A 25,303-nucleotide genomic window follows, 5' to 3' on the forward strand; every position below is an offset into this window, starting at 1 on the left:
CGGTACCCCGCGCTGGGCGGAGCAGCGCGGGGTCTGAGCAGCCGAGCCGAGGCACTGGCCGGCGGCTCGTTCACGATGGCGCTGTTCGGAGCATTCAGCGCCGGTAAGTCTTCCTTCGCCAATGCATTGCTTGGCGAAGATGTACTGCCCGTATCGCCGCATCCAACAACCGCGGCAATTAACCGCATTCTTGCACCTCAGGATGATTTTAAACACGGTACAGCTCAGGTTAAGCTGAAGACTTTAGAGGCTCTGCAGGATGATCTGAATTATTCATTCTCTGTGCTGCATCTGGGCAAGGCTACGATAGATGGTTGGAGACAAATTGCGAGTTCTTTATCGCCAGAAGGGATTCACCCTGCTGGACTTCCGCATTTTGGTTTTTTGAAGGCAGCAGCATTAGGCTGGGATCAAATACAAGCACAGTTAGGTACGACAATTACGGCGGACCTACAACAATATCATTCGTTTGTGGCTGATGAGTCTAGGTCATGTTTTGTGGAAAGTATTGATCTATATTATAGCTGTCCTCTAACTGAACAGGGTATTGTACTTGTAGATACACCTGGGGCAGATTCACTACATGCAAGGCATACAGGGGTAACTTTTCAATATATGAAGCATGCGGATGCTATTGTATTCGTAACTTATTATAATCATGCCTTTTCCAAAGGGGATCGTCAGTTCCTAACTCAACTGGGTAGAGTAAAAGATAGCTTTGCGCTGGATAAGATGTTCTTTATTGTGAATGCATCCGATTTGGCATCCTCAGAAGATGAATTGCAGCAAGTCGTTACTCATGTGGATCAAAATTTACGTGCCCGTGGTATTCGACTGCCACATATCTATCCATTGTCTAGCATGAATGCGCTAGAGGCAAAAACTTCTGGTGATGAGGCTCTTTATCAATCCAGTGGTTTTGCATCATTCGAAAAAGCGTTAGGAGAATTCGCGGGTGAAGAGTTGCCACGCCTGTCATTGCAGGCGGCTATTCAAGATGTCGCAGCTGCTCGCAAACGCGCACAAGAATGGAGCGCGATGGCAAAGCAGGATGAGGGAGCAAGGCAGAAGAGAATACAGCAATTGCTTGAAACGAAAGAAATAGCCGCTGAGCGGATTAAGACTTTTGGTACGGTAGATCTTAGTCGTGATATGGTACAGGAGATCCAGGAGCTTCTGTTTCATGTTCGTCAGCGAATAGGTTTTAATCTCGGTGAATTTTTCTTGGAAGCCTTTCATCCTTCCGTACTAAGAGAGGACGCAGGTCAACTGAAGCAGGTCTTTGTCGATTGCGGACGAGAGCTGGAGCGGACACTTGTGCGTGAATTGGATCAGGAACTTTGGGCTACGACTTTACGACTAGAAAATAAAGGTAAAGCACTTGTTCATACGGCAGCAGCAGCCACTGTCCAAGACATCCATGATCGGGATGCCGTTCTGTTGCTTACGATTCCTGAAGAAAAGAGCTGGCCTTCACCGGACTGGGGAGATCTTCAAATGGATGCATTTATAGATTGGTCATCCATGGCCTCCTCTTTTAAATCACCTAAAAACTTCTTTGAAGGCGGGGGCCGCGACAAATTGCGCCAAACCGTAGATCCGTTAATCAAAGAGGTACTTGGAGTGGCATCCGAAGAAAAACAGCAGCAATTAATCGACTTTTATTGCTCCCAAGCTGCTGGAGCGCAGGAACGGCAGGCTTCGATTATGCAGGAACAATTGAAGGACATGCTTCAATCCATGTTACAGATGTTGGAATCGCCAGATGACACAGAATCATGGGACTTGCTTGCTAATCAATTGATGAGCATTGAACAAAGCATCCATTAAAATGGAATTCATATCCATGTCAGGAAGCACTTTTACAGTGTTTCCTGACTTTTTTTTGGGTGTGGCAGGGATACCGAGGATAATGAATGATTTAGTCATTAACCTATGATTATGTCTAATGAATGACGATTAGTTGACAAAGTAGCCCATTTATGACCTACTTTGCTCTTTGCGACCTCAGGATAGACGATGGTAAACTTCATAAATATTCAATTTTTATGAATTATTATCTCATACTCACTGGACTTGAAGGAGGAGAACCATGAATGTTCTCAGGCAACTGCAGGGATTTTTCTGGGCGAAGCGGAGTTATCTATATTTATCAATACTCTTCCTCGCCATAGCTACTGCGCTCGGGCTTGTAACCCCAATCTTACTGCGGAAATTGATTGATGATGTGATCATGCCGAAGCATTTCGAAAACGTTCCCATGATTGCATTAACGGTCATTCTAGTCGTGATCCTAAAAGCAATGATGCAGTTTCTCAGCGGAATGCTGGGTGGAAGACTAGGGAACTACCTCGCGTACCGTTTGCGGAACGGATGCTATGAGAAACTGCAAGAACTATCTTTCCGCTATTATGACACGGCTAGAACAGGTGATTTAATGTCACGCCTAACTGGGGATCTGGAAGCGATCCGTCTTTTTATTGCTTTCGGTATACCGCAAATTCTGAACACTATACTAATGGTTATATTCGGAGCCATTATGATGCTGTCGATTAGCTGGCAGTTAACCTTAGTAACGATGATTAGTATTCCATTTCTTGTTGTCGTTGCATTGAGATTTGAGAACCGGATTCATCCGGCGTTTCAAGAAATGAGGCTAGCACTTAGCTCGCTGACAACGTCAGTGCAAGAGAATATTACCGGAGTGCGCACCGTTAAATCTTTTGCTCGCGAGCCTTATGAGGTAGACAAATTTTCGGAGAAAAATGAACGCTACAAGAATAATCAGATTTTCGCATCAACCCTTTGGAGCCGCTATTTTCCACTCATGGAAATGCTCGCATGTGTGTGTGTGGTTATCCTGCTCGGTGTAGGTGGTACGCTTGTTATTCATAAATCACTAACACTCGGAGGATTGGTCGCTTTTTTTAGCTTAATTTGGTACATAATTGGTCCGATGTGGAATATTGGTTATCTGATTAATAACTATACCCAGTCGGAAGCCTCAGGTGAACGTGTGCTTGAGCTATTGAATCAACAAGTTGACGTGAAGGATAAAGAAGATGCCGTGACGCTACGTGCTGAGGATGTTAAAGGTCATGTTACATTTGATCATGTAACTTTCGCGTATGGGAATAAGTTACCTGCAGTTAAGGACATTCAATTGAATGCACCTTCAGGCTCCGTTATCGGAATTCTTGGCGGTACGGGTTCAGGTAAATCAACAATCATTCAGCTCCTAATGCATGCTTATAATGTGACTGAAGGTAGTATCCGACTTGATGGGGTTGATATTAAAGATATTAAAGTTCAGAGTCTGAGAAGTCAGATCGCAACCGTATTCCAAGAGACTTTCTTATTCTCCTCCAGCATCCGTAATAATATCGCTTATGGATTAAAGGATGTAACGATGGATGAAATTATCAGAGCAGCAAAGCTTGCCAAAGCTCATGATTTCATCATGGAAATGTCAGAGGGCTATGACACGATTGTAGGCGAACGTGGAATGGGACTCTCTGGAGGACAGAAGCAACGGATTGCCATTGCTCGTGCGCTACTGAAAAATCCGAAAATTCTCATTCTTGATGATGCTACTAGCGCCGTCGACATGGAAACAGAACATGAAATCCAGTCGGGATTCCAGGAAGTCATGAAGGGACGGACGACATTTATTATTGCTCACCGAATTTCATCATTACGTCATGCTGATGAAATCCTTGTCATGAACGAAGGGCAAATCGTGCAGCGGGGTAAACATGAACAGCTCATTGCGAAGCAAGGTCCTTACCAAGATGTATATCATATTCAATATGCAGACCACATTGCCCGAATGAACGGTAATGCAGGAGAGCAGGTGAGTTCATGAATCCAGAAGTGAATACGAAGCAACACCTTAAGCAGAAAAGTAGTAAAAGCAAAGGTACAAGCACGGGTCAAACAGGAGAACGATTCGTATATCAAGATGATGAAATCATGGATAAGTCCTTTGATTGGGGACAGTTTGCCCGTCTATTTGGATATATGAAACCGTACGCTAAGCAATTGCTACCTTTGGTCATACTAATGATGATTCTCGGAACAGTTACTAAATTAACGGTCCCATTTCTAACGAGTCTTGCGATTGACAAGGCTATCGCACCTGAGGATGGAAACACCAGTCTGAAGATGTTATATATCATAACTGGCATTGTGTTGGTATTGTATATTGTTCAATGGCTAGCAAGCACGTACCGCATTAAATTCACCAATATTATTGGGCAACGTGTGATTTACGATTTAAGAACTGATTTGTTTAAGCATATTCAGAAGCTATCCTTTAATTTCTTTGATAAAAGACCAGCTGGTTCAGTACTCGTCCGGGTGACGAATGATGTCAATTCGCTGCAAGAACTGTTTACGAGTGGTGTCGTTAACCTAATGATCGACTGTGTTCAATTGGTAGGTATCGTCGTTATTTTGCTCCTGATTAATTGGAAGTTAGGGCTTGCTGTGATTCTGACGGTGCCTTTGATGTTCTTTATTTCCACTAAATTACGAGTGAAAATTCGCCTTGCATGGCAAGTTGTCCGGATGAAGAACTCCCGGATTAACTCTCATTTGAACGAATCTATTCAAGGTATTCGCGTGACTCAAGCATATACGCAAGAACAGGAGAATATTAAATTCTTCGATGAAGTGAACAATGATAGTAAAAAGTCATGGGATCGGGCATCAACCATGAACCAAGCTTTTGGTCCTCTTATTGAAATTACAGGGGGTCTAGGTACATTAATCTTATTCTGGTTTGGTGCATATCTGATTCAGCATGATCAGCTGACGGTCGGTTATCTGGTTGCTTTCTCAAGTTATGTAGGTAACTTCTGGGAGCCAATCAACCGGTTGGGCCAAATGTACAATCAATTATTGGTGGCTATGGCTTCTTCGGAACGAATCTTTGAGTTTATTGACGAGAAGCCTAGCATTGATGATAAGCCTGGTGCGAAGCCCATTCCGCAAATTAAAGGCAATATTAAGTTAAAAGACATTGTATTTGAATACGAGAAGGGACGTCAGGCACTAAAAGGTATTAATCTCAATGTGGAGGCAGGCCAGAATATTGCCCTCGTCGGTCACACGGGTTCTGGTAAGAGTACAATTATTAACTTGCTCAGTCGTTTCTATGATATTACGAGCGGGAAAATTACGATTGATGGTTATGATATCAGAGATGTCACGGTGGAGAGCTTGCGCAGTCAGATCAGTATTGTGCTTCAAGATACATTTATCTTCTCTGGAACCATTCGGGATAATATTCGTTTCGGACGTCTGGATGCTACGGATGAAGAGATAGAGGATGTTGCAAAAGCGGTTGACGCGCATGAATTCATTATGAAGCTTCCAGGTGGCTATGATACTGAGGTTGAAGAACGCGGTAATATGCTATCTATGGGACAAAGGCAGTTGCTGTCCTTTGCCAGAGCATTGCTTGCAGATCCGCGCATTCTCATACTAGATGAGGCAACGGCTAGTATCGATACAGAGACCGAGATCAAAATTCAGGAAGCTTTGAAGGTTCTGCTGAAGGGTCGTACTTCTTTCATTGTAGCTCACCGTTTGTCGACGATTCGTCATGCTGACAAAATAGTCGTATTGGATCATGGAGAGATCAAAGAAGAGGGTAATCATAGTGAACTAATGCAACATCAAGGCACGTACCACGGATTAATCGAAGCACAATTTCGGTTCGTATAATTTATTTTACAAACGCATTACATTAGCTTAATAGCCCTCTAATCATTGCAAAATAATCAATTTACTCCATATATCTCCTATTTATTTGGAGAGAAATATGGAATAATTGTGACTTTTGCAGAAAAATGTCGGAGCATGCTTGCATTCTTTCGCAGAAACCCTGAAAATATAAGTTGAGAGAGACTTATTAGGGGGGAATGGGAAGTGGTGTGGGGTGCTCCTTTTTCTGCACATGCCAAAAAGATGCTGCTATTAGGCAGCGGTGAATTGGGAAAAGAAGTGGTTCTTGAAGCTCAGCGTTTGGGAGTCGAGACCATTGCCGTGGATCGTTATGCAGATGCTCCTGCGATGCAGGTTGCACACAGGTCCCATGTGATTGATATGCTCGATGCCGAATCCCTGAAAGTCATTATTCAGCGGGAGAAGCCGGATCTGATTGTTCCAGAAATTGAGGCGATTGCAACTCATGTCTTACTGGAGCTGGAGGAAGAAGGTTATAACGTCATTCCAACCGCTCGTGCGGCAAGATTGACAATGGACCGTGAAGGTATTCGCCGCTTGGCAGCGGAAACTTTGAAGTTGCCAACCGCAGACTACCGTTTTGCGAATAGCTTGGATGAACTGAAAGAAGCTGTAGCTGACTTGGGCACACCTTGTGTGATTAAGCCGATTATGAGCTCTTCAGGAAAAGGCCAGAGCGTATGTCGCACTCCGGATGATGCGGTTGACTGCTGGAATGCAGCTCTCGAAGGTGGACGAGCTAAGAGTACTCGAGTGATCGTAGAATCTTTCGTTACGTTTGAAAGCGAGATCACACTGTTAACCGTTCGATCCGTAACTGGAACGACGTTTTGTCAGCCGATTGGTCACATTCAGCGTGATGGAGATTATGTTGAATCATGGCAGCCTCATTTTATGAGTGAAGCTCACCTGTTAGAGGCGCAGTCCATTGCAAAAGCGATTACAGACGAACTTGGGGGATACGGCCTTTTTGGCGTAGAGTTGTTTGTCACTGCTGATGGAATTGTGTTTAGTGAAGTATCACCGCGTCCTCATGACACCGGTATGGTGACTATGATTACGCAAGACTTATCGGAATTTGCACTGCATGTCAGAGCTATACTCGGTCTACCGATTACATCAGTAGAACTTCTTACGCCTGGTGCCTCAGCAACCTTAAAAGCTGAGCGTACTAGTGCCCATTTTGTTGTCAGTGGTATAGAAGAAGCACTTCGCTTGCCCCGTACCCAAGTTCGTGTATTCGGCAAGCCCGAAACGAAACCAGGGCGGAGAATGGCAGTCGCTTTAAGTGCAGACCAGGATATCGAGAAAGCACGGAACACGGCGAAGCAAGCCGCAAGTCTTTTAAAAGTGGAGGAAATTAATCATGAATAGTAGTTTATCTGCTCCTACCTTGCAAATTCGCAAATCCCAATGTAACAGTGACTTGAATGCGGTGATCAGCTTAATGCGTCAGTTAAGCTATCCAACAACCGTAAATGTGATGCGTGAACGCATGGAAGCTTCCGAAACCAATCCCTCGTCCTGCACACTAGTGGCAGAGCTTGATGGTGAAGTCGTAGGTATGATAGCTTTAAATCAGATTTTCTCTTATGCAAAAAGCGAAAAGGCTACTCAAGTGTCAGCCCTTATTGTCTCCGAAGAGCACCGTCATCAAGGCCTTGGTAAACGCTTGATAAACAGTGCTGAGGAGTGGGGAAGAGCACAAGGCAGTAAGATCTTGTTTCTTACCAGCGGAAATCGTGTTGAACGTGCACCTGCACATGCTTTCTATGAACATATCGGTTTTGAAAAAACGGGTTACCGTTTCAGCAAAAAATTGAAATAATTTATATGAAAAATGTACGTACCCATCCCGATTTCGGATGGGTTTTTTAGTTTAACTTTGGCATTCCATTCAAATGGATTTGTCATATTTCTTCATATTTACAATATTTCCGAAGTAAGATAGAATACGTGAGTAAATTAATGAAAGCGATTTCAATTATATGTTTTTCTGAAAATAAAGCACAAAGGTGGTGAACCATGTATAAATTGCTGCTAGTAGAAGACGAAGAAGATGTAAGGGATGGATTGATTGAAGAGATTCACTGGGAAAGCATTGGATATGAGGTGGTTGATAGTGCTGAGAATGGACGAGAAGCAATGGATCTCGTCGATCGATACCTACCCGATGTCGTTGTAACCGATATACATATGCCATTTATGGATGGTTTGCAGCTTGCGAGTTGGATTCGCGAACATCACCCGATGATTAAGATTATCATTCTAACGGGTTATGATGAATTTGAATATGCGCAGAAAGCCATAAAGCTGCAAATCGATGAATATATACTTAAACCCTTTTCTTCACAAGAGCTAATAGAAGTTCTTCTTAAAGTTAAAAGGCATATGGAAGCTGAAATGGCAGAGAAGGAGAATGTTCAAATTTTAAAGGAGCATTATCGCAAAAGCATTCCTGTGCTCAGGGAGCTTTTTTTGTCTTCCATGGTAACTCGAAAGCTAACTATTCACGAGATTGAAGAGAAAAGTGCAAGCTATGGAATGGATTTATCTGGCCAAGCTTTTATGGCTGCAGCCATCAGAATTGATTATGTACACGAAGATCTAGATCGGGAGATAGATCAACAAATGGCTGGAAATCTGAAAAGTTCAGTTTCATTAAAATATACAGAAGACCGCTATCTTCAGTTATTTGCTGTTTATAATGTGGCTGATGAAATTTGCCAGAAAACATCCGGATTTAAAGTGTTCATCCATCATGATGAGTGCGTCCTGCTGGCTGTAGGCAAACAGGCAGATCTGGAGATACTAGCTGAGCGTATGCTTACTTTACTAGAAGAGATTCGCCAAAACGTACATAAATACGTCAAGCTTACCGTCACTTCCGGGGCAGGATCTGTATTTCAGCACATTGCGGATGTTTATCAATCTTATAAGGAGGCGCTTCAGGCTCTAGATTATAGACTGATTCTTGGCAACAATCGTGTAATTTGGATTAATGACGTGGAAACACGGCGTTACGACTCACTTCATTTTGATGAACAGAAGGAGCATGATTTAGTTCGTTCAATTAAATTAGGCACATTGGAAGAACTGACAGCAACAATGGATAGTTTATTCAGTGACTTAAGTATGAAACAATTATCCGTTAAAGATTGTCAGGTCTATTTACTAGAAATGCTGACCTCCATTATGAAAATAGCCAAGGAATTTAATATTGAGCTAGAAGAGCTTTTCGGTAGCGCCGATTTTTTATTTACGGACATGTTTAAATATAACAACTTACAGGAAGTGAAGCAGTGGGCTTATGGTCTGTGTTCTAAGCTTCGAAGTAGCATCGCATTAGGCCGACAGTCAGGTTACCGTCAGTTGGTGAACGATGCAAAGGACTATATCCGTAAGCATTACGCAGAAAGCGACATCTCCATTCGTAAAGTTTGCAATCATTTGCATATCAGTACCGGCTATTTCAGTAGTATTTTTAAGAAGGAAGTAAAAATGACTTTTGTAAATTATTTAATGCAGATCCGAATGGATGCCGCAAAGGAAATGCTGAGAACAGGAGATATGAAGGCATTTGAAATTGCAGAGAAAATTGGATTTGCTGATCCGAATTATTTTAGCTTCTGCTTCCGCAAAAAATTTGGTATCTCGCCAAAAGAATATAGGAATGGAAGCCGAGGTGTAGAACCATTTGAAAATACAAGATAAGCGTCCAAAAAGAAAATTCCCCGCAGAGAAACTCTCATTTAATGTGCGAAGTATTCAAGTCATCATAACACTATCTTTTACACTTCTAACCATACTTATCGTACTGCTAGTTAGCATTATGTTATATAACAAATTCACGAGAACAGCCGAAGAGAATGCCTCCTTGAACATTCAGCAAATTATTCAGCAGGTAAACTACCATCTAGAGCTCTATGTCAAAGGTATGCAGGATATATATGAAGTTGTGGAAGAACAGATCAACCAAACTGCAGATATCGACCGTCCAATCTTAAGAGAGCAGTTGAATACACTGCTGCAAACGCGTGAAGATCTCGTATCTGTTGGACTATTTACGCCAGAAGGTCAGCTCATTCTCGATATTCCGAATGTCGATATGCGGCGCAATACGCAACTGAGACAGCAGAGTTGGTATGAAACTGCTCTGGAGCAACCTAAGAAGCTTTCTTTTTCAGCACCTCATATTCAGAATCTCTACAAAGGTAAGTACACATGGGTCGTTTCTTTAAGTCGAATGATTCAGTATAAAGATAGAGGAGAACTGAAGCAAGGAATCTTGCTTGTGGATGTTAATTTTAGAACGATTGATGAGCTTAGTCGCAAGGTCAGCCTAGGTAAAAAAGGATATGCCTATATTATTGATGATCTAGGTAACATCGTTTATCATCCACAACAGCAGCTCATATACGCAGGGCTTAAATATGAAAACTTGGAATCTGTATTAGAATACTCCTTTCGAAGTTATATGGATAATTCGACGGGAGAACCTCGGTTTATTACGGTGAGGACAGTCGAACCCATTGGTTGGAAAATCGTCGGGGTGGCCTACCTAGATGAAATTGTAACGACTAAGAAGGACTTAAATCAATTCATTTTCTGGTTCTTGGTGGTAGTCATCGCAGTGGTAGTCGTGTTATCCATATTTGTATCTGCTAAAATTTCGCAACCGCTACGGCGATTGGAGCGTTCGGTAAAAATCGTCAGTGAGGGAGATTTCAGCACTCCGATTCATGTTGGTGGTGCCTATGAAGTAGAGCAGCTCTCGAAGCGTTTCAACTTCATGCTTCACCGAATACGGCAGTTGATGGATCAGATTATTCATGAGCAGGAGGCTAAGAGAAAGAGTGAGCTGGATGTATTACAGGCACAAATTAATCCTCATTTTCTGTACAATACGCTGAATTCAGTCATCCGACTTGCGGAGCGGGGCAAGAAAGAAGAAGTGACGACTACGATTACTTCGCTTTCGAAGTTTTTTCGCATCAGCTTAAGTAAAGGAAAAAATACGATTACGCTTGAAGAAGAGTTGGAGCATGTTAGGCATTATCTGATCATTCAAACCATTCGTTACAAGAATAAGTTTAAGTACACCATTGAATGTGAGGAAGAAGCGCTGAATTGTACAACCTTGAAGCTGATTTTACAGCCGATTGTGGAGAATGCCATCTATCATGGATTGGAGCAAATGGTTGATGAAGGCTGGATACATATCAGAGCATTCATTCAGAATGAACGGCTCATCATTACGGTAGCCGATAATGGATTGGGCATGAGTACACAAGTCATGGAACAACTGCTCAGTGGCCATATTCGTCATACGGGTGGTTCAGGCGTAGGCGTAAAAAATGTGAATGAGCGGATCAGATTGCTTTATGGTAAAGCATACGGCTTGTCTTTTGAAAGCGAACAGGAAGTTGGAACGAAAGTTACGATAATCCTACCGGTTATTCCATTCAATATGGAGAATCAGGAAAGAGGGATGTCATGAGAAGGGTAAGCCTATTTAAATCCAGTTTGCTTATAGTATTGAGCACCGTACTCGTATCATGCACAGGTTCAGGGGCTACGCTGCATGAATCAAGCACTATTCGAAGAGTGGATATGATTGTGAAGATGAATCATGGAGATTTTTGGAAGACCGTTAAAATGGGGGCAGAAGTGGCAGCTAAAGAATATAATGTCGACCTCAAGTTCAAAGGCCCACAGAACGAGAACGATATCGAAGGACAAATCCAGTTGATGGATGAATCGATCAAGGGCAAGGCGGATGCTATTATTTTGTCTGCAAGTGACTATATGAAACTCGCGCAAGTAACAGACCGTGCGGCTTTTTACAAAATTCCTGTAATCTCCATGGACTCGGAGGTTGCATCCGCTCGTGTGAAGTCTTTTGTAGGTACAAATAATTACGAAGCAGGGCAAATGGCAGCCGAACGACTGGTTATGCTTACAGGTGAGCAAGGACGCATCGGTGTAATGAATTTCGTTAAAGGATCTAAGAATGGCGATGAGCGTGAAGAAGGATTTATGGATTATATTGCTCGTTATCCAGATGTAAGAGTCGTTTCTGTCGAGTACTGCGAATCGGATGAGCAAATTGCCCGTACGCTTACACGGAAGATGGTAGCTGAGCATCCAGAAATGAACGGCATCGTAGCACTAAATGAGGTCGCCTCCATTGGCACAGCGGAAGAAATTCAAAAGCTCGGGATCGGGGGGCGTGTCAAGGTTATCGCATTTGATAGTCCAGATAAGGTAATGGAGCTATTGCAAGAAGGGATTGTGCAGGCCACAGTGATCCAGAATCCGTTTAACAACGGATATTTGGCAGTTCAGCAGGCAGTCAAGGCGATAGAAGGCGATGACATCCAAGAACGTGTAGATACTCATACGAAAATGATTGATTTGGACAATATGCTTTGGCCGGAAAATCAGAAGCTTCTGTTTCCGTTTGTAAGATAATGATAATAAGCCAGTAGAATTTTGCTAGAACACATGAGAATTTTATATTCGAATCACATGATACATCCCGCATAATGAGAGCGTATCCAAGTGATGCGTTGACAAGAGAAGAAAATGAGGAGGTCTATGTTCGATGAAAAAAATTACTTCTGTTTTACTTGCTGGTGCTCTGCTCGGTTCGGTGCTGGCTGGATGTGGAGATTCTAGTGACACTAAAGATACAGGTGCAGCAGGAGGAAGCTCAGATCGTGGTAAAGAGCCTTCCATCGGTGTTGCCATTTACAAATTTGACGATACCTTTATGACAGGTGTCCGCAATTCCATTAAGTCCAATGCAGAGGGTAAGGCACAAGTAGATATTGTAGATAGCCAGAACTCACAACCTACACAGAATGATAAAGTGGATATGTTTATTACAAAGAAAACAAACGCACTCTTAATAAATCCAGTCGACCGCACAGCTGCAGGTGTCATTATTGATAAGGCTCAAAAAGCGGATATTCCAGTTGTATTCTTAAATCGTGAACCTCTTCCTGAAGATATGAAGAAATGGGATAAAGTGTACTATGTTGGTGCTAAAGCCGAAGAATCCGGTACCATGTCCGGTGAAATCATAGCTGATTATTGGAAAGCTCATCCTGAAGCAGATAAGAATAAAGATGGCGTACTTCAGTACGTGATGCTGAAAGGCGAACCAGGTCACCAAGATGCAGAGCTTCGAACAAAATACTCCATAGAAGCGATAGAAAAAGCAGGCGTTAAAGTAGAAAAAGTCGCTGAAGATACAGCGATGTGGGATCGTGTAAAAGGTCAAGAGAAAATGGCCGCTTTCTTGGGTTCTAATGGCGATAAAATTGAAGCTGTTCTAGCTAATAATGACGATATGGCGCTTGGTGCTATTGAAGCGTTAAAAGCAGCAGGCTACTTCAAAGGTGACAAGATGATGCCAGTTGTAGGCGTTGATGCTACTGCTCCAGCTCTTCAGGCACTTGAAGATGGAACTTTGCTAGGAACCGTTCTGAACGATGCAAACAATCAGGGTAAAGCAGCAGTTACACTTGCAACACTACTTGCTACAAAAGAAGTTCCAACTAAAGATAATGTAGGCTTCGATATCACTGACAATCAATATGTATGGATATCTTATAAGAAGATTACGAAAGAAAACATGAGCGACGCGAAATAATTTAATATCGGATGTATACATCAATAATCCAATCGGGAGGCGATGGAATAGCTGTTCGCCTCCGCCGAGAGGAGGAGAGTAGGGAGCGGTAATCCATGGCTCAGAACGAATTTTTACTGGAGATGAAAGGGATCAGCAAAGAGTTTCCCGGTGTGAAAGCGCTCGACGGTGTTACATTGCAGGTAAGGCCAGGTACGGTTCATGCACTGATGGGCGAAAATGGAGCTGGAAAGTCGACGCTTATGAAATGTTTATATGGAATTTACGCGCCAGATGCTGGCGAAATTATATTGGATGGGGTTCATGCAAACATCCACAACTCCAAGGATGCCCTCAATCTAGGCATTTCAATGATTCATCAAGAATTACATCCGGTGCCTTTTCGCAATGTTATGGAGAACATTTGGTTAGGTCGTTTTCCAACGAAGGGAATAGGGCCACTACAGTTATTTGTGGATCATCAAAAATGTATAAGGACACAGAGGAGCTATTCCGAGAATTAGATATAGATCTTAAACCGAATACCATTGTCGGCAAGTTATCCGTATCCAAGATTCAGTCCATCGAAATTGCAAAAGCAGTTTCATTTCATTCGCGGGTGATTGTTATGGACGAACCTACGTCCTCATTAACTAAGGTTGAAGTGGAGCATTTATTCCGTATCATCCGAGATTTGAAGAAACGCGGAGTTGCGATTATTTACATTTCACACAAAATGGAAGAGATCTTGCAAATATCAGATGAGGTTACCATTATGCGTGACGGCCTGAAAATTGGTACTTGGCCAGCTTCTGAGCTAACGACCGACACTATGATTTCGAAAATGGTAGGACGTGATTTAACTCATCGTTTTCCGGTAAAAGAGAATGTTCCTGGTGATGTCATTCTTAAAGTGAGTGAGCTTACCTCGCCCATATCGAAGTCATTTAAGGATATTTCCTTTGAACTCCGGAAGGGTGAAATCTTAGGTATTGGTGGACTTGTTGGGGCCCAGCGAACCGAGCTGATTGAAGCACTCTTCGGTCTACGCGACATTTCATCAGGGAGTATTGCACTGAATGGGAAGAAAGTGAAAATTAAATCAGCGGAAGATGCTAAAAAGCTCGGTATGGCACTTCTTACGGAGGAACGACGTGTCACGGGGATTTTCTCTGTACTTGCTGTACATGAGAATGCATCGATTGCGAACTTAGGTCGATATCGTAAGGGATTCTTCCTATTAGATGGTAAACGTAAGAAGCGGGAAGCTGATATTATGGTCGATAAATTACGAACAAAGACACCGTCCACAAAGACGTTAATTATGAATTTGTCCGGTGGTAATCAGCAGAAAGTACTTCTTGCTAGATGGCTGCTAACAGAGCCGGATATTCTGTTATTAGACGAACCGACGCGCGGGATTGATGTTGGGGCGAAATTCGAAATTTATACCATTATTAAGGACTTAGCAAAACAGGGCAAAAGCATCATTATGATCTCATCCGAAATGCCTGAATTGCTTGGGATGTCTGACCGGATTATGGTGATGTCCGAAGGCCGTCTAACCGGAATTTTGGAAGGCGATGCCGCCACAGAAGAAGAAATTATGAGGCTGGCCGCTCAGCATTAAGGACATCGAAGAGGGAGGGAACGTTCATGTTGGACGTCAAAAAGTTTGATAGCAAACGCATACAAGGGTTTACCTCGCAATATGCCATATATATCGTACTCGTTCTACTTGTTATCGGCATTACCATTTATAATCCGGCGTTCTTATCGGTTAACTCTTTACGTGATATTCTTATTCAATCCTCAACGCGTGCAATTATTGCACTCGGTGTAGCTTTTATCCTAATTACCGCAGGTACAGACTTATCGGCAGGACGGATTGTAGGTTTAACAGCCGTCATTTCCGCTTCGATGTTACAAAATGAAAACTATGCCGCTAGATTCTTTCCCGATCTACCGCATATGAAGCTTTTTATTCCCATCATATTAGCGATTCTGGTTGGGATGATCTGTGGTCTAGTGAATGGATTTGTCGTATCTAAACTAAATGTTCCGCCCTTTATTGCTACGCTAGGCACGATGGTCGCCGTGTATGGGGTTAACTCATTATATTTTGATATGGAGCCGAATAATTCACAGCCGATCGGTGGACTGCGAAATGATTTTACGGATATAGGCTCAGGCTCTATCGGCAGTGGACAATTTTCCATTCCTTATATCGTATTAATTGCTATCTTTGTTGCCTTCATCGTATGGGTAGTCTTTAATAAAACGAAGCTTGGTAAGAATATGTATGCGATTGGCGGTAATATTCAAGCTGCACGAGTATCCGGTATTAACGTAGCCAAATATCTCATATATATCTATGCTATTGCAGGAGCCTTGTATGGTCTAGCAGGGGTTTTGGAAGCTTCTAGAACAGGTGGAGCTACCAACAACTACGGTAATATGTATGAGCTGGATGCGATAGCTGCTTGTGTCGTCGGTGGTGTGTCTACAACGGGTGGAATTGGGACCGTGCCAGGTGTAATGGTCGGTGTACTTATCTTCACGATTATTAATTATGGACTTACATTTATTGGTATCAGCCCGTACTGGCAGCTTATTATTAAGGGATTAATTATTGTCGCAGCTGTAGCTTTCGATATGCGTAAATATGCTAATAAAAAATAGACCAGGGCAAAAATTCTTCTTCAAATGTTCTTATGAGAAAAGATGGGCCACCAAGGCTGCAGCATCATTTGCTGTGGTCATTTTGGCGTTCATAAGCGCAAATGAAGTTTTTTAACAGGATCAGAGGAATGGATATTACTAATTATTTTACCATTATTTTATAAGTTTACAGTTTGTATAAACATGCTACAATGTGTTTGAGAGAAATGACAACTTTGTAACCGGATCGTAATAATTACCCGGTAAACATCATGAAGGAGATGTATGAATGAAGAACAACAAATGGATGAAAATGGTGGCTAGCGGAGCTTTTGCAGCTGTACTAGGTGTAAGTCTGCTAGGAACAAGTTCAGCATCTGCTGCAGCATGTGCTCCTACCCCGATCGATACGAAGAGTGCACAAGTGTACTTGCAACAATTTCTTAAGAATAATGACAATCTAAACTCACTAATACAAAAATACGAAAATTTAATTAAATTGAGCCTGAAAAAGCCAGAAGCATCAACACCAGGTACAGTCGTACCAGATAAAAAGCCAGAAACATCAACACCAGGTACAGTCGTACCAGATAAGAAGCCAGAAACATCAACACCGGGTACAGTCGTACCAGACAAGAAGCCAGAGCCAACGCCGGAGCAACCAAGCACATCTGACAAATCAAGTTTTGCAGCTCAGGTAATTACCCTGGTAAATCAGGAGCGCAGCAAAGCTGGACTGAATGCACTCTCTGAAAATACTAAGCTTTCTGCAATGGCATTGGATAAAGCTAAAGACATGTATAATAATAACTACTTCGATCATAATTCACCAACATACGGATCACCTTTTGACATGATGAAGACATATGGTATCTCATACAGCTATGCTGGTGAGAATATTGCGAAAGGTCAAAAGACACCTGCTGATGTTATGAATGCATGGATGAATAGTGAAGGCCATAAAGCCAATATCTTGAGTAAGAACTTTACTACGATTGGTGTAGCTTATTACAATGGATGCTGGGTTCAAGAATTTACAGCGAACTAATACAATTAATAACCGGAAGTTTTCTCTGAAAAGAGAGACTTTCGGTTTTTTTGTGCGTAACAGGTAAGTTTACAGTCAATTCGTCGTCCAAGGGATATTGGTATCATTTGCAAATTCAGGAGAGAAGTCTTATGTTTATGTACATATGAACTGACTGATCATCATGGAGGGATCGTTTTGAATTCTTCGAATTGGATTTGGCGCAGTGTGAGTATCATCTCCGCTGCTGCAACACTATTGCTGATTGCCGGTTTTGTGTACGCTATTCAAGATGTTAATTATCCTCAAAGGGCCCAAGGTGCAGGAGATCTTGCAGAATCTGTTAAGCCGCCTAAGGGCACTTCAAATGATGCAATACAGGATAAAAAAGAGCTTAAGGTCGCAGCCCTCGGAGATTCGCTTGCCAAAGGGACTGGGGATAGTACGGGAAGCGGATTTGTACGCAGAAGTGTGCAAGAGTACTCTAAAGACACGGGTAAGAAGGTAACCTTGCTTAACAATTTAGGGATTAATGGACTTACAACTACTGCATTACTTCCTAAACTTGAAGAACAAGGTACCCAGTATGTGCTCGCAAAAGCGGATGTGATTTTATTATCTATTGGTGGAAACGATTTATTTAGGGGTGCAGATTTATTTACGAGCGTTAAGAATACTTCACCAAATGAGTCTTCATCTTCAGCTGTGAAAAAAGATTCTGAAGTAAGTAAGACAAGCACACAGGCCAAAGTCCAGGAAATTAAGCCTGAAGATATACTGAAGGCACTGCCACAGGCTTCGCTCAAGCTTCAGAAAATTCTCGTTAAACTGAGGGAGATTAATCCAAATGCAGTAATCATCTATGTGGGTCTTTATAACCCATTTGGCGATCTTGAGCAATTAAAGATACCGGGAAATGAAGCTGTGACTACATGGAATAATGCTGCGTTATCCTTGATTAACAAAAATGGCAACATGATGCTTGTTCCGACATTTGATTTGTTTCAGCAGAATTTGAATAAATATTTGTCATCGGACCATTTTCATCCCAATGGGGATGGTTATCAGCAGATTGCCGAGCGGATTGTACAAAGTATTCGTTAGTATACCGCTGATCAACAGGGAAATCGGTTGCAAAGGAGCATGGATATGAGAATTACGGAACAATCAGAACGCAAAGATAATGTCGTCCTATCCGTAGAGCATGTGAAGAAAAAGATTGGTCGAAAATGGATTATTCAAGATGTTACATTTGATGTGCAGGAAGGCGAAATTTTTGGCTTCTTAGGACCCAATGGTGCAGGCAAGACTACAACAATTCGCATGCTCGTTGATCTGATCAAACCCACGTCAGGTGTAATTAAAGTCTGTGGTTTTAATGTGAATCGAGATCAAGAGAAAGCGTTACAGTATATTGGCTCGATTGTCGAGAATCCTGAGGTATATACTTACTTAACTGGATGGGAGAACTTGGAGCATTTTGCCCGTATGCAGCCAGGAGTAGATCGTAACCGCATTCAAGAGGTAGTAGACACAGTACGAATGCAGCAGCGTATCCATGATAAAGTGAGCACCTATTCACTGGGGATGCGTCAGCGTCTTGGTATTGCACAAGCTTTGCTGGGGAGACCCAAATTACTTATTTTGGATGAACCAACGAATGGACTGGATCCTAAAGGGATTAAAGAAATGCGCGAGTTTATCCGTCGTTTGGCAGATGAGGGACTTGCGGTGTTTGTATCGAGTCACTTGCTCAGTGAGATTCAGCTACTATGTGATCGGGTCGCGATTATTAGCCGGGGTAAAGTGCTTGCAGTAGGTAAAGTAAATGAACTTGTACAGCAAAATGCTAAATATGTGGTTTGGAATGTTGCTCCATGGGAGAAAGGCAGAGCAGTGCTCGAGAAGCAATCTGATGTGGAAATTGTCAATCATCCGGAGCTTGTTCTGGATGACAGTATCATAGCAGGTATGGGTGAACATGCATTAGTGACACGTATGAATGAAGATCGTATTGGTTCCCTAGTAACTCAGCTTGTTCATTTAGGTATTGAAGTCAGTGGTGTGCATAACATTAATCCGACTTTGGAACAGCTATTCCTTAAGATGACGGAGGGTGAGATCATTGAGTAGCTTGATTCCACTCGTAAAGAATGAGACCATTAAGATTATTAAAAAGAAGCGGTTTTACGTGATTTTACTGATCCTGCTCGTGCTCGTACCCATCTTTACATATGCTCAGATGCGCTCTGCCGAACACTCGCGTGAGAAGTTTAATGGCGATTGGCGGCTTGAAACGCAGCAGCAAATTACAGATAACGAAAACTCGCTAGGCAGTGACCGTGTTCCGGATGAATGGAAGAAATTCAGGAAGATTATTGTACAGCAACTGCAGTATTATCTTGATCATGATGTCAATCCCAAGGAACCCAACGGGGTTACCTTTACGAGGGAATTCATGAATAATTCAGTCTCGTTGTTTATTCCACTGTTAATTATGGCAATTGCTTCGGATATCGTTTCGAGTGAACGAACGACAGGTACAATTAAGATGCTGCTCACACGTCCTGTAAAAAGGTGGAAGGTGCTGCTAAGTAAACTCATTACATTAATCATGTTTACCTCTCTAATTGTATTATCGACATTCGTTATCACATACGCTATTTCCGGCCTTGTCTTCGGATATAAAGGCTTTGATATTCCGGTATTCACTGGCTTTCAGATTAGCGGCTCTGATGTGGATATGTCGGCTGTACATGCAGTTCCGCAGTGGGAATATATTCTGATGCAGTCAGGTTTGATCTGGTTCGTTAGCTTAACGGTTGCGATCCTTGCTTTCATGGTATCCGTACTTGTGCGAAGCACGGCTGCGAGCATCGTTGTTATGATGGCAGCACTTATTGCTGGCTCCATTCTTACGAATATGGCTGCAGCATGGAACAGTGCGAAATACTTGTTTATGGTCAACCTACAATTGACCGATTATTTATCTGGAACTCCGGCACCAATTGAAGGGATGAATTTGACCTTTTCTCTAATTGTTTTGTCTATTTGGGCCATCGCAGCCATTATTGTGTCGTTCGCCGTCTTTACGAAAAGGGATATCTTGAATTAGAATGGACAAGGATAACAAAACATCTGTTTGCATTTGGATGATCGTCATCTACATAAAGAAACACAAAGGGGGAGCATGAATGGTCGAGCAGGTCGATAGGTTTGCAGAGTCATCAAAGGGCGGCGCTGGCGCCGGAACTGGATACGATGCTGACGACATTCAAGTGCTCGAAGGTCTGGTTGCGGTTCGCAAACGACCTGGTATGTACATTGGTAGTACGAGTTCATCGGGTCTTCATCATTTGGTGTGGGAAATAGTGGATAACGCTGTCGATGAGCATCTTGCCAAATACTGCACGAGAATTGATGTAATATTACAAAAAGACGGTTCAGTTACTGTTATAGACAATGGACGGGGAATTCCAACAGGCATGCACAAGACGGGTGTTCCTACACCGCAAGTTGTATTTACGATTTTGCATGCCGGTGGTAAATTCGGTGGTTCAGGTTATAAAAAATCCGGAGGTCTGCATGGCGTTGGTGCATCCGTAACAAATGCCTTGTCAGAATGGCTGGAAGTTGAAATTTTCCGTGAGGGTAAAATACACAAACAACGCTTCGAGTATTGGCAGGATAAGAATGGAAAAGAACATGTTGGTGAACCCACTACCGGACTTGAGGTAACTGGAAATACAAACAAGAGTGGCACGAAAGTTACATTTAAACCGGATATCCGTGTTTTCCAAAGCGGTATTCAGCTGAACTACGACACACTTACGGAACGTCTTCAAGAAATAGCATTCTTAAATTCAGGACTTCGAATCGTTTTGAAAGATGAACGTGCTGATAAACAGGATGAATTTTATTACGAAGCGGAGCCAGCCAGTTTGTTGAGTTTCTGAATGAGGGCAAGGATGTCATGCACGAGGTCATACATTTTACCGGTGAGAGAGATGACGTTGAGGTTGAAGTAGCCATGCAGTATAATGCCGGGTATACCGAGACTTTGGCATCCTTTGTGAACTCCATCCAACAAGGGGCGGGGGTACACATGAAACCGGGTTTAAGACGGCATATACACGCGTGATGAATGATTATGCTCGCAAAACCCATATGCTCAAAGAAAAAGACAAGAATCTGGAAGGTAACGATCTTCGAGAAGGTATGATGGCTGTCATTAGTGTTAAAATGTCCGATGTGGAGTTCGTTGGTCAAACGAAAGATCAACTGGGCAGCGCATCAGCACGAAGCACGGTGGACGCAATTGTAACGGAGAAAATGCAGATTTTTCTTGAGGAGAATCCTCAGACTGCGCAGCTCCTCATTAAGAAATCAGTACAGGCGTCCAAAGCACGCGAAGCTGCACGTAAAGCTCGTGATGATATGCGCAATGGCAAGAAGAAGAGCGGAAGCTCGATTCTTGGAGGTAAACTTACACCAGCTCAGTCGAAGGATTTCTCACGTACCGAGTTATTTGTCGTGGAAGGTAACTCTGCGGGTGGTTCTGCTAAGCAGGGGCGTGATTCTAAGATTCAAGCTATCCTACCCCTTCGAGGTAAACCGCTCAATCCTGAGAAGGCTGGCCTTGCAGAAGTCATGAAGAACGAGGAATACCGGATGATTGTGGCCGCTATTGGCGCAGGCATTGGAAGTGAGTTTGAGATCGAAGATAGTAATTACTCCAAAATCATAATTATGACCGATGCTGATACCGATGGAGCACATATTCAGGTGCTACTGCTTACTTTCTTTTATCGTTATATGAAGCCCTTGATTGATGCGGGCAGGGTATATATTGCGCAGCCGCCATTATATAAAATTACACGTAAATCCGGGAAGCTGGAGACGGTTAGATATGCCTACAACGATGAACAATTGCAAAACTATTTAAAAGAATTTGGTAAAAATTATGAGCTTCAGCGTTATAAAGGACTCGGCGAAATGAATCCGGAGCAGCTATGGGAAACGACCATGAATCCAGAGACGCGCACATTGCTTCAGGTGCAAATCGAAGATAAAGCTAAGGCCGAGAAACGCATATCCACGCTTATGGGTGATAAGATTGATCCTCGTAAACGCTGGATTATAGATCATGTTGATTTTAGAGAGATAGAGGAATAGAAGGTGAGTACATGAATTTATCGGAGCAATTTCTGCCGGCTTTTCTGGAAGAGGTCGTGGGTGACCGATTTGGCCGGTACTCGAAATATATTATTCAAGATCGTGCTATACCCGATGTGAGGGACGGTCTCAAGCCCGTACAGCGGCGTATTCTGTATTCGATGTATGATTCGGGCAATCTGCCAGACAAACCATACCGTAAGTCTGCGAAAACGGTCGGAGATGTTATGGGTAATTACCATCCACACGGGGACTCCTCCATTTACGAGGGTATGATCCGTATGGCTCAATCATGGAAAATGGCTCATGAGCTTGTTGACGGTCATGGTAACTTAGGTTCCATTGATGATGATCCACCTGCGGCTATGCGTTATACAGAAGCAAGATTATCACCTATTGCGCTAGAAATGTTACGTGATATTGAGAAGCGTACCGTTCAATTTAAGGATAATTTTGATAACACGACCAAAGAACCTGTTGTTCTTCCATCGCGATATCCAAATCTACTGGTAAATGGTGTAACCGGAATCTCGGCTGGTTTCGCAACAGACATTCCGCCTCATAATTTACGTGAGGTCATTGATGCTTGTATTGCAGTGATGCAAAAACCTGATATTGAGCTGGACGAGATTATGACCTTTATAAAAGGGCCCGATTTTCCAACAGGCGGTCTCATCATGGGCGGCGAAGGTATTAAGGATGCTTACCGCACAGGAAAAGGACGCATCTATCTGCGCTCGAAAGTAGATATTGAATTTCTACGTGGTGGTAAACAACAAATTGTCATAACTGAAATTCCTTATCAAATCGTAAAATCACGACTCGTAACAGCGATAGAGAATATCCGTCTGGAGAAGAAAATAGACGGTATTACCGAAGTTCGTGATGAAAGCGGACGTGAGGGTTTACGCATTGTCATAGAAGTCAAGAAAGAAGCGGATGCACAGGGAATTTTGGCCTATTTGCTTAAAAAGACTGATTTACAAATCAACTACAACTTCAACATGGTGGCTATCGTCAATAAAGCTCCACAGCAGCTTGGACTGAAACCAATGCTTGAAGCTTATATTGAGCATCAGCGTGAAGTGGTAACCTTCCGTACGCAATATGATTTGGAGAAGGCTGTCGATCGTGCCCATGTATTGGATGGGCTAGTAAAAGCTTTAAATATTCTGGACGAGGTTATTGCGGCGATTAAAGCTTCCAACAACCGTCAAGATGCTCAGAACAATTTGCAGTGGATGTTTGGCTTTACAGAGCGGCAGGCCGACTCAATCCTGACCCTCCAGCTCTATAGATTAACAAATCTAGAAATTACGACGCTTCAAAAGGAACTCGATGAACTGAATAAGAAAATTGAAAATTTCCGTTCCATTCTGGAAAGCGATAAGAAATTGGTTGCTTTGATTCGCAAAGAGCTGATGGAAATTCGTGATAAGTATGGGTTGGATCGAAGATCAACGATTCAGGGCGAAGTCGAAGAAATTAAAGTGAACCTAGAAGTTTTGGTCAATGCCGAGGATGTACTTGTAACCATGTCTAGGGACGGATATATTAAGCGAACGAGCATGCTATCCTATACACGATCAGGTGGTGAACGTGATGGGTCTGGTGTGAAAGAAGGCGACTACATATCTAGAGTGCTGAATCTTAACACACTTGATAATTTGCTGATTTTTACGGAAAAAGGGCAATATTATTTACTTCCAGTTCATCAGATTCCTGAATTCAAGTGGAAGGAGCCGGGAACGGCAATCGTTAACGTGATCCATCTGCCTAAAGAAGATCAAATCATTGCTTTGATTCCGGTAACAAATTTTGAGGAACCAGGCAGGTCACTTGTATTTGTTACGAAACGTGGACAAGTGAAGCGAACTGAGCTGAAAGAATACATGACCAATCGTTCCAATGCCGTGTCGGCTTGTAAAGTCGGAGCAGATGATGAAATTATTTCTGTCACACTGAGTGATGGCAGTAAAGATATTCTGCTGGTCAGTAAGGAAGCCATGAGTATCCGGTTCAAGGAGCAGGAAGTCAATGCAATGGGACGCGTATCATCGGGTGTGCGTGGCATTCAGCTGCGTGAAGGAGATGAAATCGTTTCAGCCCTATGGGTTGAGGAAGATGAAGGCGAAATCCTTGCCATAACTGACCAAGGCTATGCGAAACGCTCATTGCTTTTGGACTATATGACGCAAAGTAGGGGCGGCAAAGGACTTGTCACATTTGAATTTAAAGAAGGCAAGCGGGTTAAACCAAATGGTAGTCGGATTGCTGGTGCTTTCTATTGCCGAGAGTCCCTTGAGATTACGGCAATGACTAAAGATGGACAAAGTTACAACTTTACCTCAGAACAAGCACCTCTTGCAGAGCGTAAAGCGACTGGAAAGTGGCTTGTTCATTTGGAGAAAAAGGATGAGATCATCGATTTGGTGATACGTTAAGTCTTAATACCCATAAAGCTTACAAAAAGCATCTTCGCTGTATAGCGAAGATGCTTTTTTTGTGAAAGAGAACGACGCGAGCAGACAAATTTTTGTAAACAGGAAGGAATTGGAACAAAATGAGCGAAAATTAATCATATAAAAGATTGCAGGGCGGAAAGGACGGAACACTAGTGCAGACATCCGAATTTGCGAAAATATGGTCTAAATTAAGCAAAGATTACCGGTTACACATGGAGAATGAACTAGCACCTACACTTACTGAATCTCAGCTGACGGTTCTAGAGGTCATTCAAGAACAGGAAAAGATGAAGCCTTCTGAGCTAACACCATTACTTGCAACAAGTCCTGCTGCAGTTACAATGCTGCTTGATCGTATGGAGAAGAACGATTTAATCACACGTGAACGTGACAGCAGTGATCGCAGGATTGTATGGGTATCGATCTCACCGAAAGGTCGTGAGGAAGTTATACGTGGACTGCGTATTAGGGATGCTTTTTTATCTACAGTGCTGAGTCGTATTTCTTCTCATAATCAGCAGCTTTTATTGTATTTACTTGGTAAAATTACAGTGGTTTCATAGAATTACTGAAAGGTAGACTATT

General features: G+C 42.7%; 16 protein-coding genes and 2 pseudogenes. All 18 read left to right on the forward strand.

Annotated features, from left to right (window positions below; all coding sequences use genetic code 11):
- Positions 1–1,830: dynamin family protein (locus JCM16418_RS18120; protein ID WP_036651838.1), on the forward strand; the 1,830-nt coding region annotated here is incomplete at its 5' end.
- 262 nt (positions 1,831–2,092) lie between these two features.
- Complete coding sequence (locus tag JCM16418_RS18125; protein WP_036651841.1) at positions 2,093–3,865, forward strand: ABC transporter ATP-binding protein; 1,773 nt, start codon at positions 2,093–2,095, stop codon at positions 3,863–3,865.
- The gene (locus JCM16418_RS18130; protein WP_036651843.1) at positions 3,862–5,730 is read left to right on the forward strand and encodes an ABC transporter ATP-binding protein; all 1,869 of its coding nucleotides are present in this window, start codon (positions 3,862–3,864) and stop codon (positions 5,728–5,730) included. The genes JCM16418_RS18125 and JCM16418_RS18130 overlap by 4 nt, the downstream gene beginning before the upstream one ends.
- 207 nt (positions 5,731–5,937) lie before the next feature.
- Positions 5,938–7,125 (forward strand): formate-dependent phosphoribosylglycinamide formyltransferase, encoded by a 1,188-nt coding sequence (gene purT / locus JCM16418_RS18135; RefSeq protein ID WP_036651973.1) that lies wholly within the window; start codon positions 5,938–5,940, stop codon positions 7,123–7,125.
- Positions 7,118–7,579, forward strand: coding sequence for a GNAT family N-acetyltransferase (locus JCM16418_RS18140; RefSeq protein ID WP_036651845.1), 462 nt, complete (start codon positions 7,118–7,120; stop codon positions 7,577–7,579). Before purT ends, JCM16418_RS18140 begins: the two co-directional genes overlap by 8 nt.
- 197 nt (positions 7,580–7,776) lie before the next feature.
- Positions 7,777–9,465: a response regulator gene (locus JCM16418_RS18145; RefSeq protein ID WP_036651846.1), complete on the forward strand. Its 1,689-nt coding sequence runs from the start codon at positions 7,777–7,779 to the stop codon at positions 9,463–9,465.
- Complete coding sequence (locus tag JCM16418_RS18150) at positions 9,449–11,251, forward strand: sensor histidine kinase (RefSeq protein WP_052020509.1); 1,803 nt, start codon at positions 9,449–9,451, stop codon at positions 11,249–11,251. Before JCM16418_RS18145 ends, JCM16418_RS18150 begins: the two co-directional genes overlap by 17 nt.
- A gap of 38 nt (positions 11,252–11,289) precedes the next feature.
- Positions 11,290–12,225 carry a substrate-binding domain-containing protein gene (locus JCM16418_RS18155; RefSeq protein WP_242403899.1) on the forward strand — a complete coding sequence of 312 codons (936 nt, stop codon included), beginning with the start codon at positions 11,290–11,292 and terminating at the stop codon, positions 12,223–12,225.
- Between the two features lie 133 nt (positions 12,226–12,358).
- Positions 12,359–13,411 (forward strand): galactose ABC transporter substrate-binding protein, encoded by a 1,053-nt coding sequence (locus JCM16418_RS18160; RefSeq protein WP_036651851.1) that lies wholly within the window; start codon positions 12,359–12,361, stop codon positions 13,409–13,411.
- Between the two features lie 95 nt (positions 13,412–13,506).
- Positions 13,507–15,020: pseudogene (locus tag JCM16418_RS18165) on the forward strand (sugar ABC transporter ATP-binding protein).
- A gap of 26 nt (positions 15,021–15,046) precedes the next feature.
- Positions 15,047–16,072, forward strand: coding sequence for a galactose/methyl galactoside ABC transporter permease MglC (gene mglC / locus JCM16418_RS18170; RefSeq protein ID WP_081765501.1), 1,026 nt, complete (start codon positions 15,047–15,049; stop codon positions 16,070–16,072).
- Positions 16,073–16,340: 268 nt separating this feature from the next.
- On the forward strand, positions 16,341–17,099 hold the full coding sequence (locus tag JCM16418_RS18175) for a CAP domain-containing protein (RefSeq protein WP_036651853.1): 759 nt from the start codon (positions 16,341–16,343) through the stop codon (positions 17,097–17,099).
- Between the two features lie 177 nt (positions 17,100–17,276).
- Entirely contained in the window at positions 17,277–18,182 is a 906-nt protein-coding gene (locus tag JCM16418_RS18180) for a GDSL-type esterase/lipase family protein (protein WP_052020511.1), read from the forward strand.
- Positions 18,183–18,227: 45 nt separating this feature from the next.
- Positions 18,228–19,211: an ABC transporter ATP-binding protein gene (locus tag JCM16418_RS18185; RefSeq protein ID WP_036651857.1), complete on the forward strand. Its 984-nt coding sequence runs from the start codon at positions 18,228–18,230 to the stop codon at positions 19,209–19,211.
- Complete coding sequence (locus JCM16418_RS18190) at positions 19,204–20,193, forward strand: ABC transporter permease (RefSeq protein ID WP_036651859.1); 990 nt, start codon at positions 19,204–19,206, stop codon at positions 20,191–20,193. Before JCM16418_RS18185 ends, JCM16418_RS18190 begins: the two co-directional genes overlap by 8 nt.
- Positions 20,194–20,272: 79 nt before the next feature.
- Positions 20,273–22,253, forward strand: a pseudogene (gene parE / locus JCM16418_RS18195) (DNA topoisomerase IV subunit B).
- Positions 22,254–22,264: 11 nt separating this feature from the next.
- A complete protein-coding gene (gyrA, locus tag JCM16418_RS18200; protein WP_036651862.1) occupies positions 22,265–24,697 on the forward strand; it encodes a DNA gyrase subunit A in 2,433 nt (810 codons plus the stop codon).
- A 173-nt stretch (positions 24,698–24,870) separates the two neighbouring features.
- Complete coding sequence (locus JCM16418_RS18205; protein WP_036651977.1) at positions 24,871–25,281, forward strand: MarR family winged helix-turn-helix transcriptional regulator; 411 nt, start codon at positions 24,871–24,873, stop codon at positions 25,279–25,281.
- The last annotated feature ends 22 nt before the right edge of the window (positions 25,282–25,303 follow it).

The sequence above is a fragment of the Paenibacillus pini JCM 16418 genome (assembly GCF_000576305.1).
Lineage (GTDB): Bacteria > Bacillota > Bacilli > Paenibacillales > Paenibacillaceae > Paenibacillus_AQ > Paenibacillus_AQ pini.

Coding starts and splice junctions, on each gene's coding strand:
- JCM16418_RS18140 (WP_036651845.1), top strand. CDS start 7,118: ATGAATAGTAGTTTATCTGCTCCTACCTTGCAAATTCGCAAATCCCAA.
- JCM16418_RS18185 (WP_036651857.1), top strand. CDS start 18,228: ATGAGAATTACGGAACAATCAGAACGCAAAGATAATGTCGTCCTATCC.
- JCM16418_RS18175 (WP_036651853.1), top strand. CDS start 16,341: ATGAAGAACAACAAATGGATGAAAATGGTGGCTAGCGGAGCTTTTGCA.
- gyrA (WP_036651862.1), top strand. CDS start 22,265: ATGAATTTATCGGAGCAATTTCTGCCGGCTTTTCTGGAAGAGGTCGTG.
- JCM16418_RS18145 (WP_036651846.1), top strand. CDS start 7,777: ATGTATAAATTGCTGCTAGTAGAAGACGAAGAAGATGTAAGGGATGGA.
- JCM16418_RS18125 (WP_036651841.1), top strand. CDS start 2,093: ATGAATGTTCTCAGGCAACTGCAGGGATTTTTCTGGGCGAAGCGGAGT.
- mglC (WP_081765501.1), top strand. CDS start 15,047: ATGTTGGACGTCAAAAAGTTTGATAGCAAACGCATACAAGGGTTTACC.
- JCM16418_RS18160 (WP_036651851.1), top strand. CDS start 12,359: ATGAAAAAAATTACTTCTGTTTTACTTGCTGGTGCTCTGCTCGGTTCG.
- JCM16418_RS18130 (WP_036651843.1), top strand. CDS start 3,862: ATGAATCCAGAAGTGAATACGAAGCAACACCTTAAGCAGAAAAGTAGT.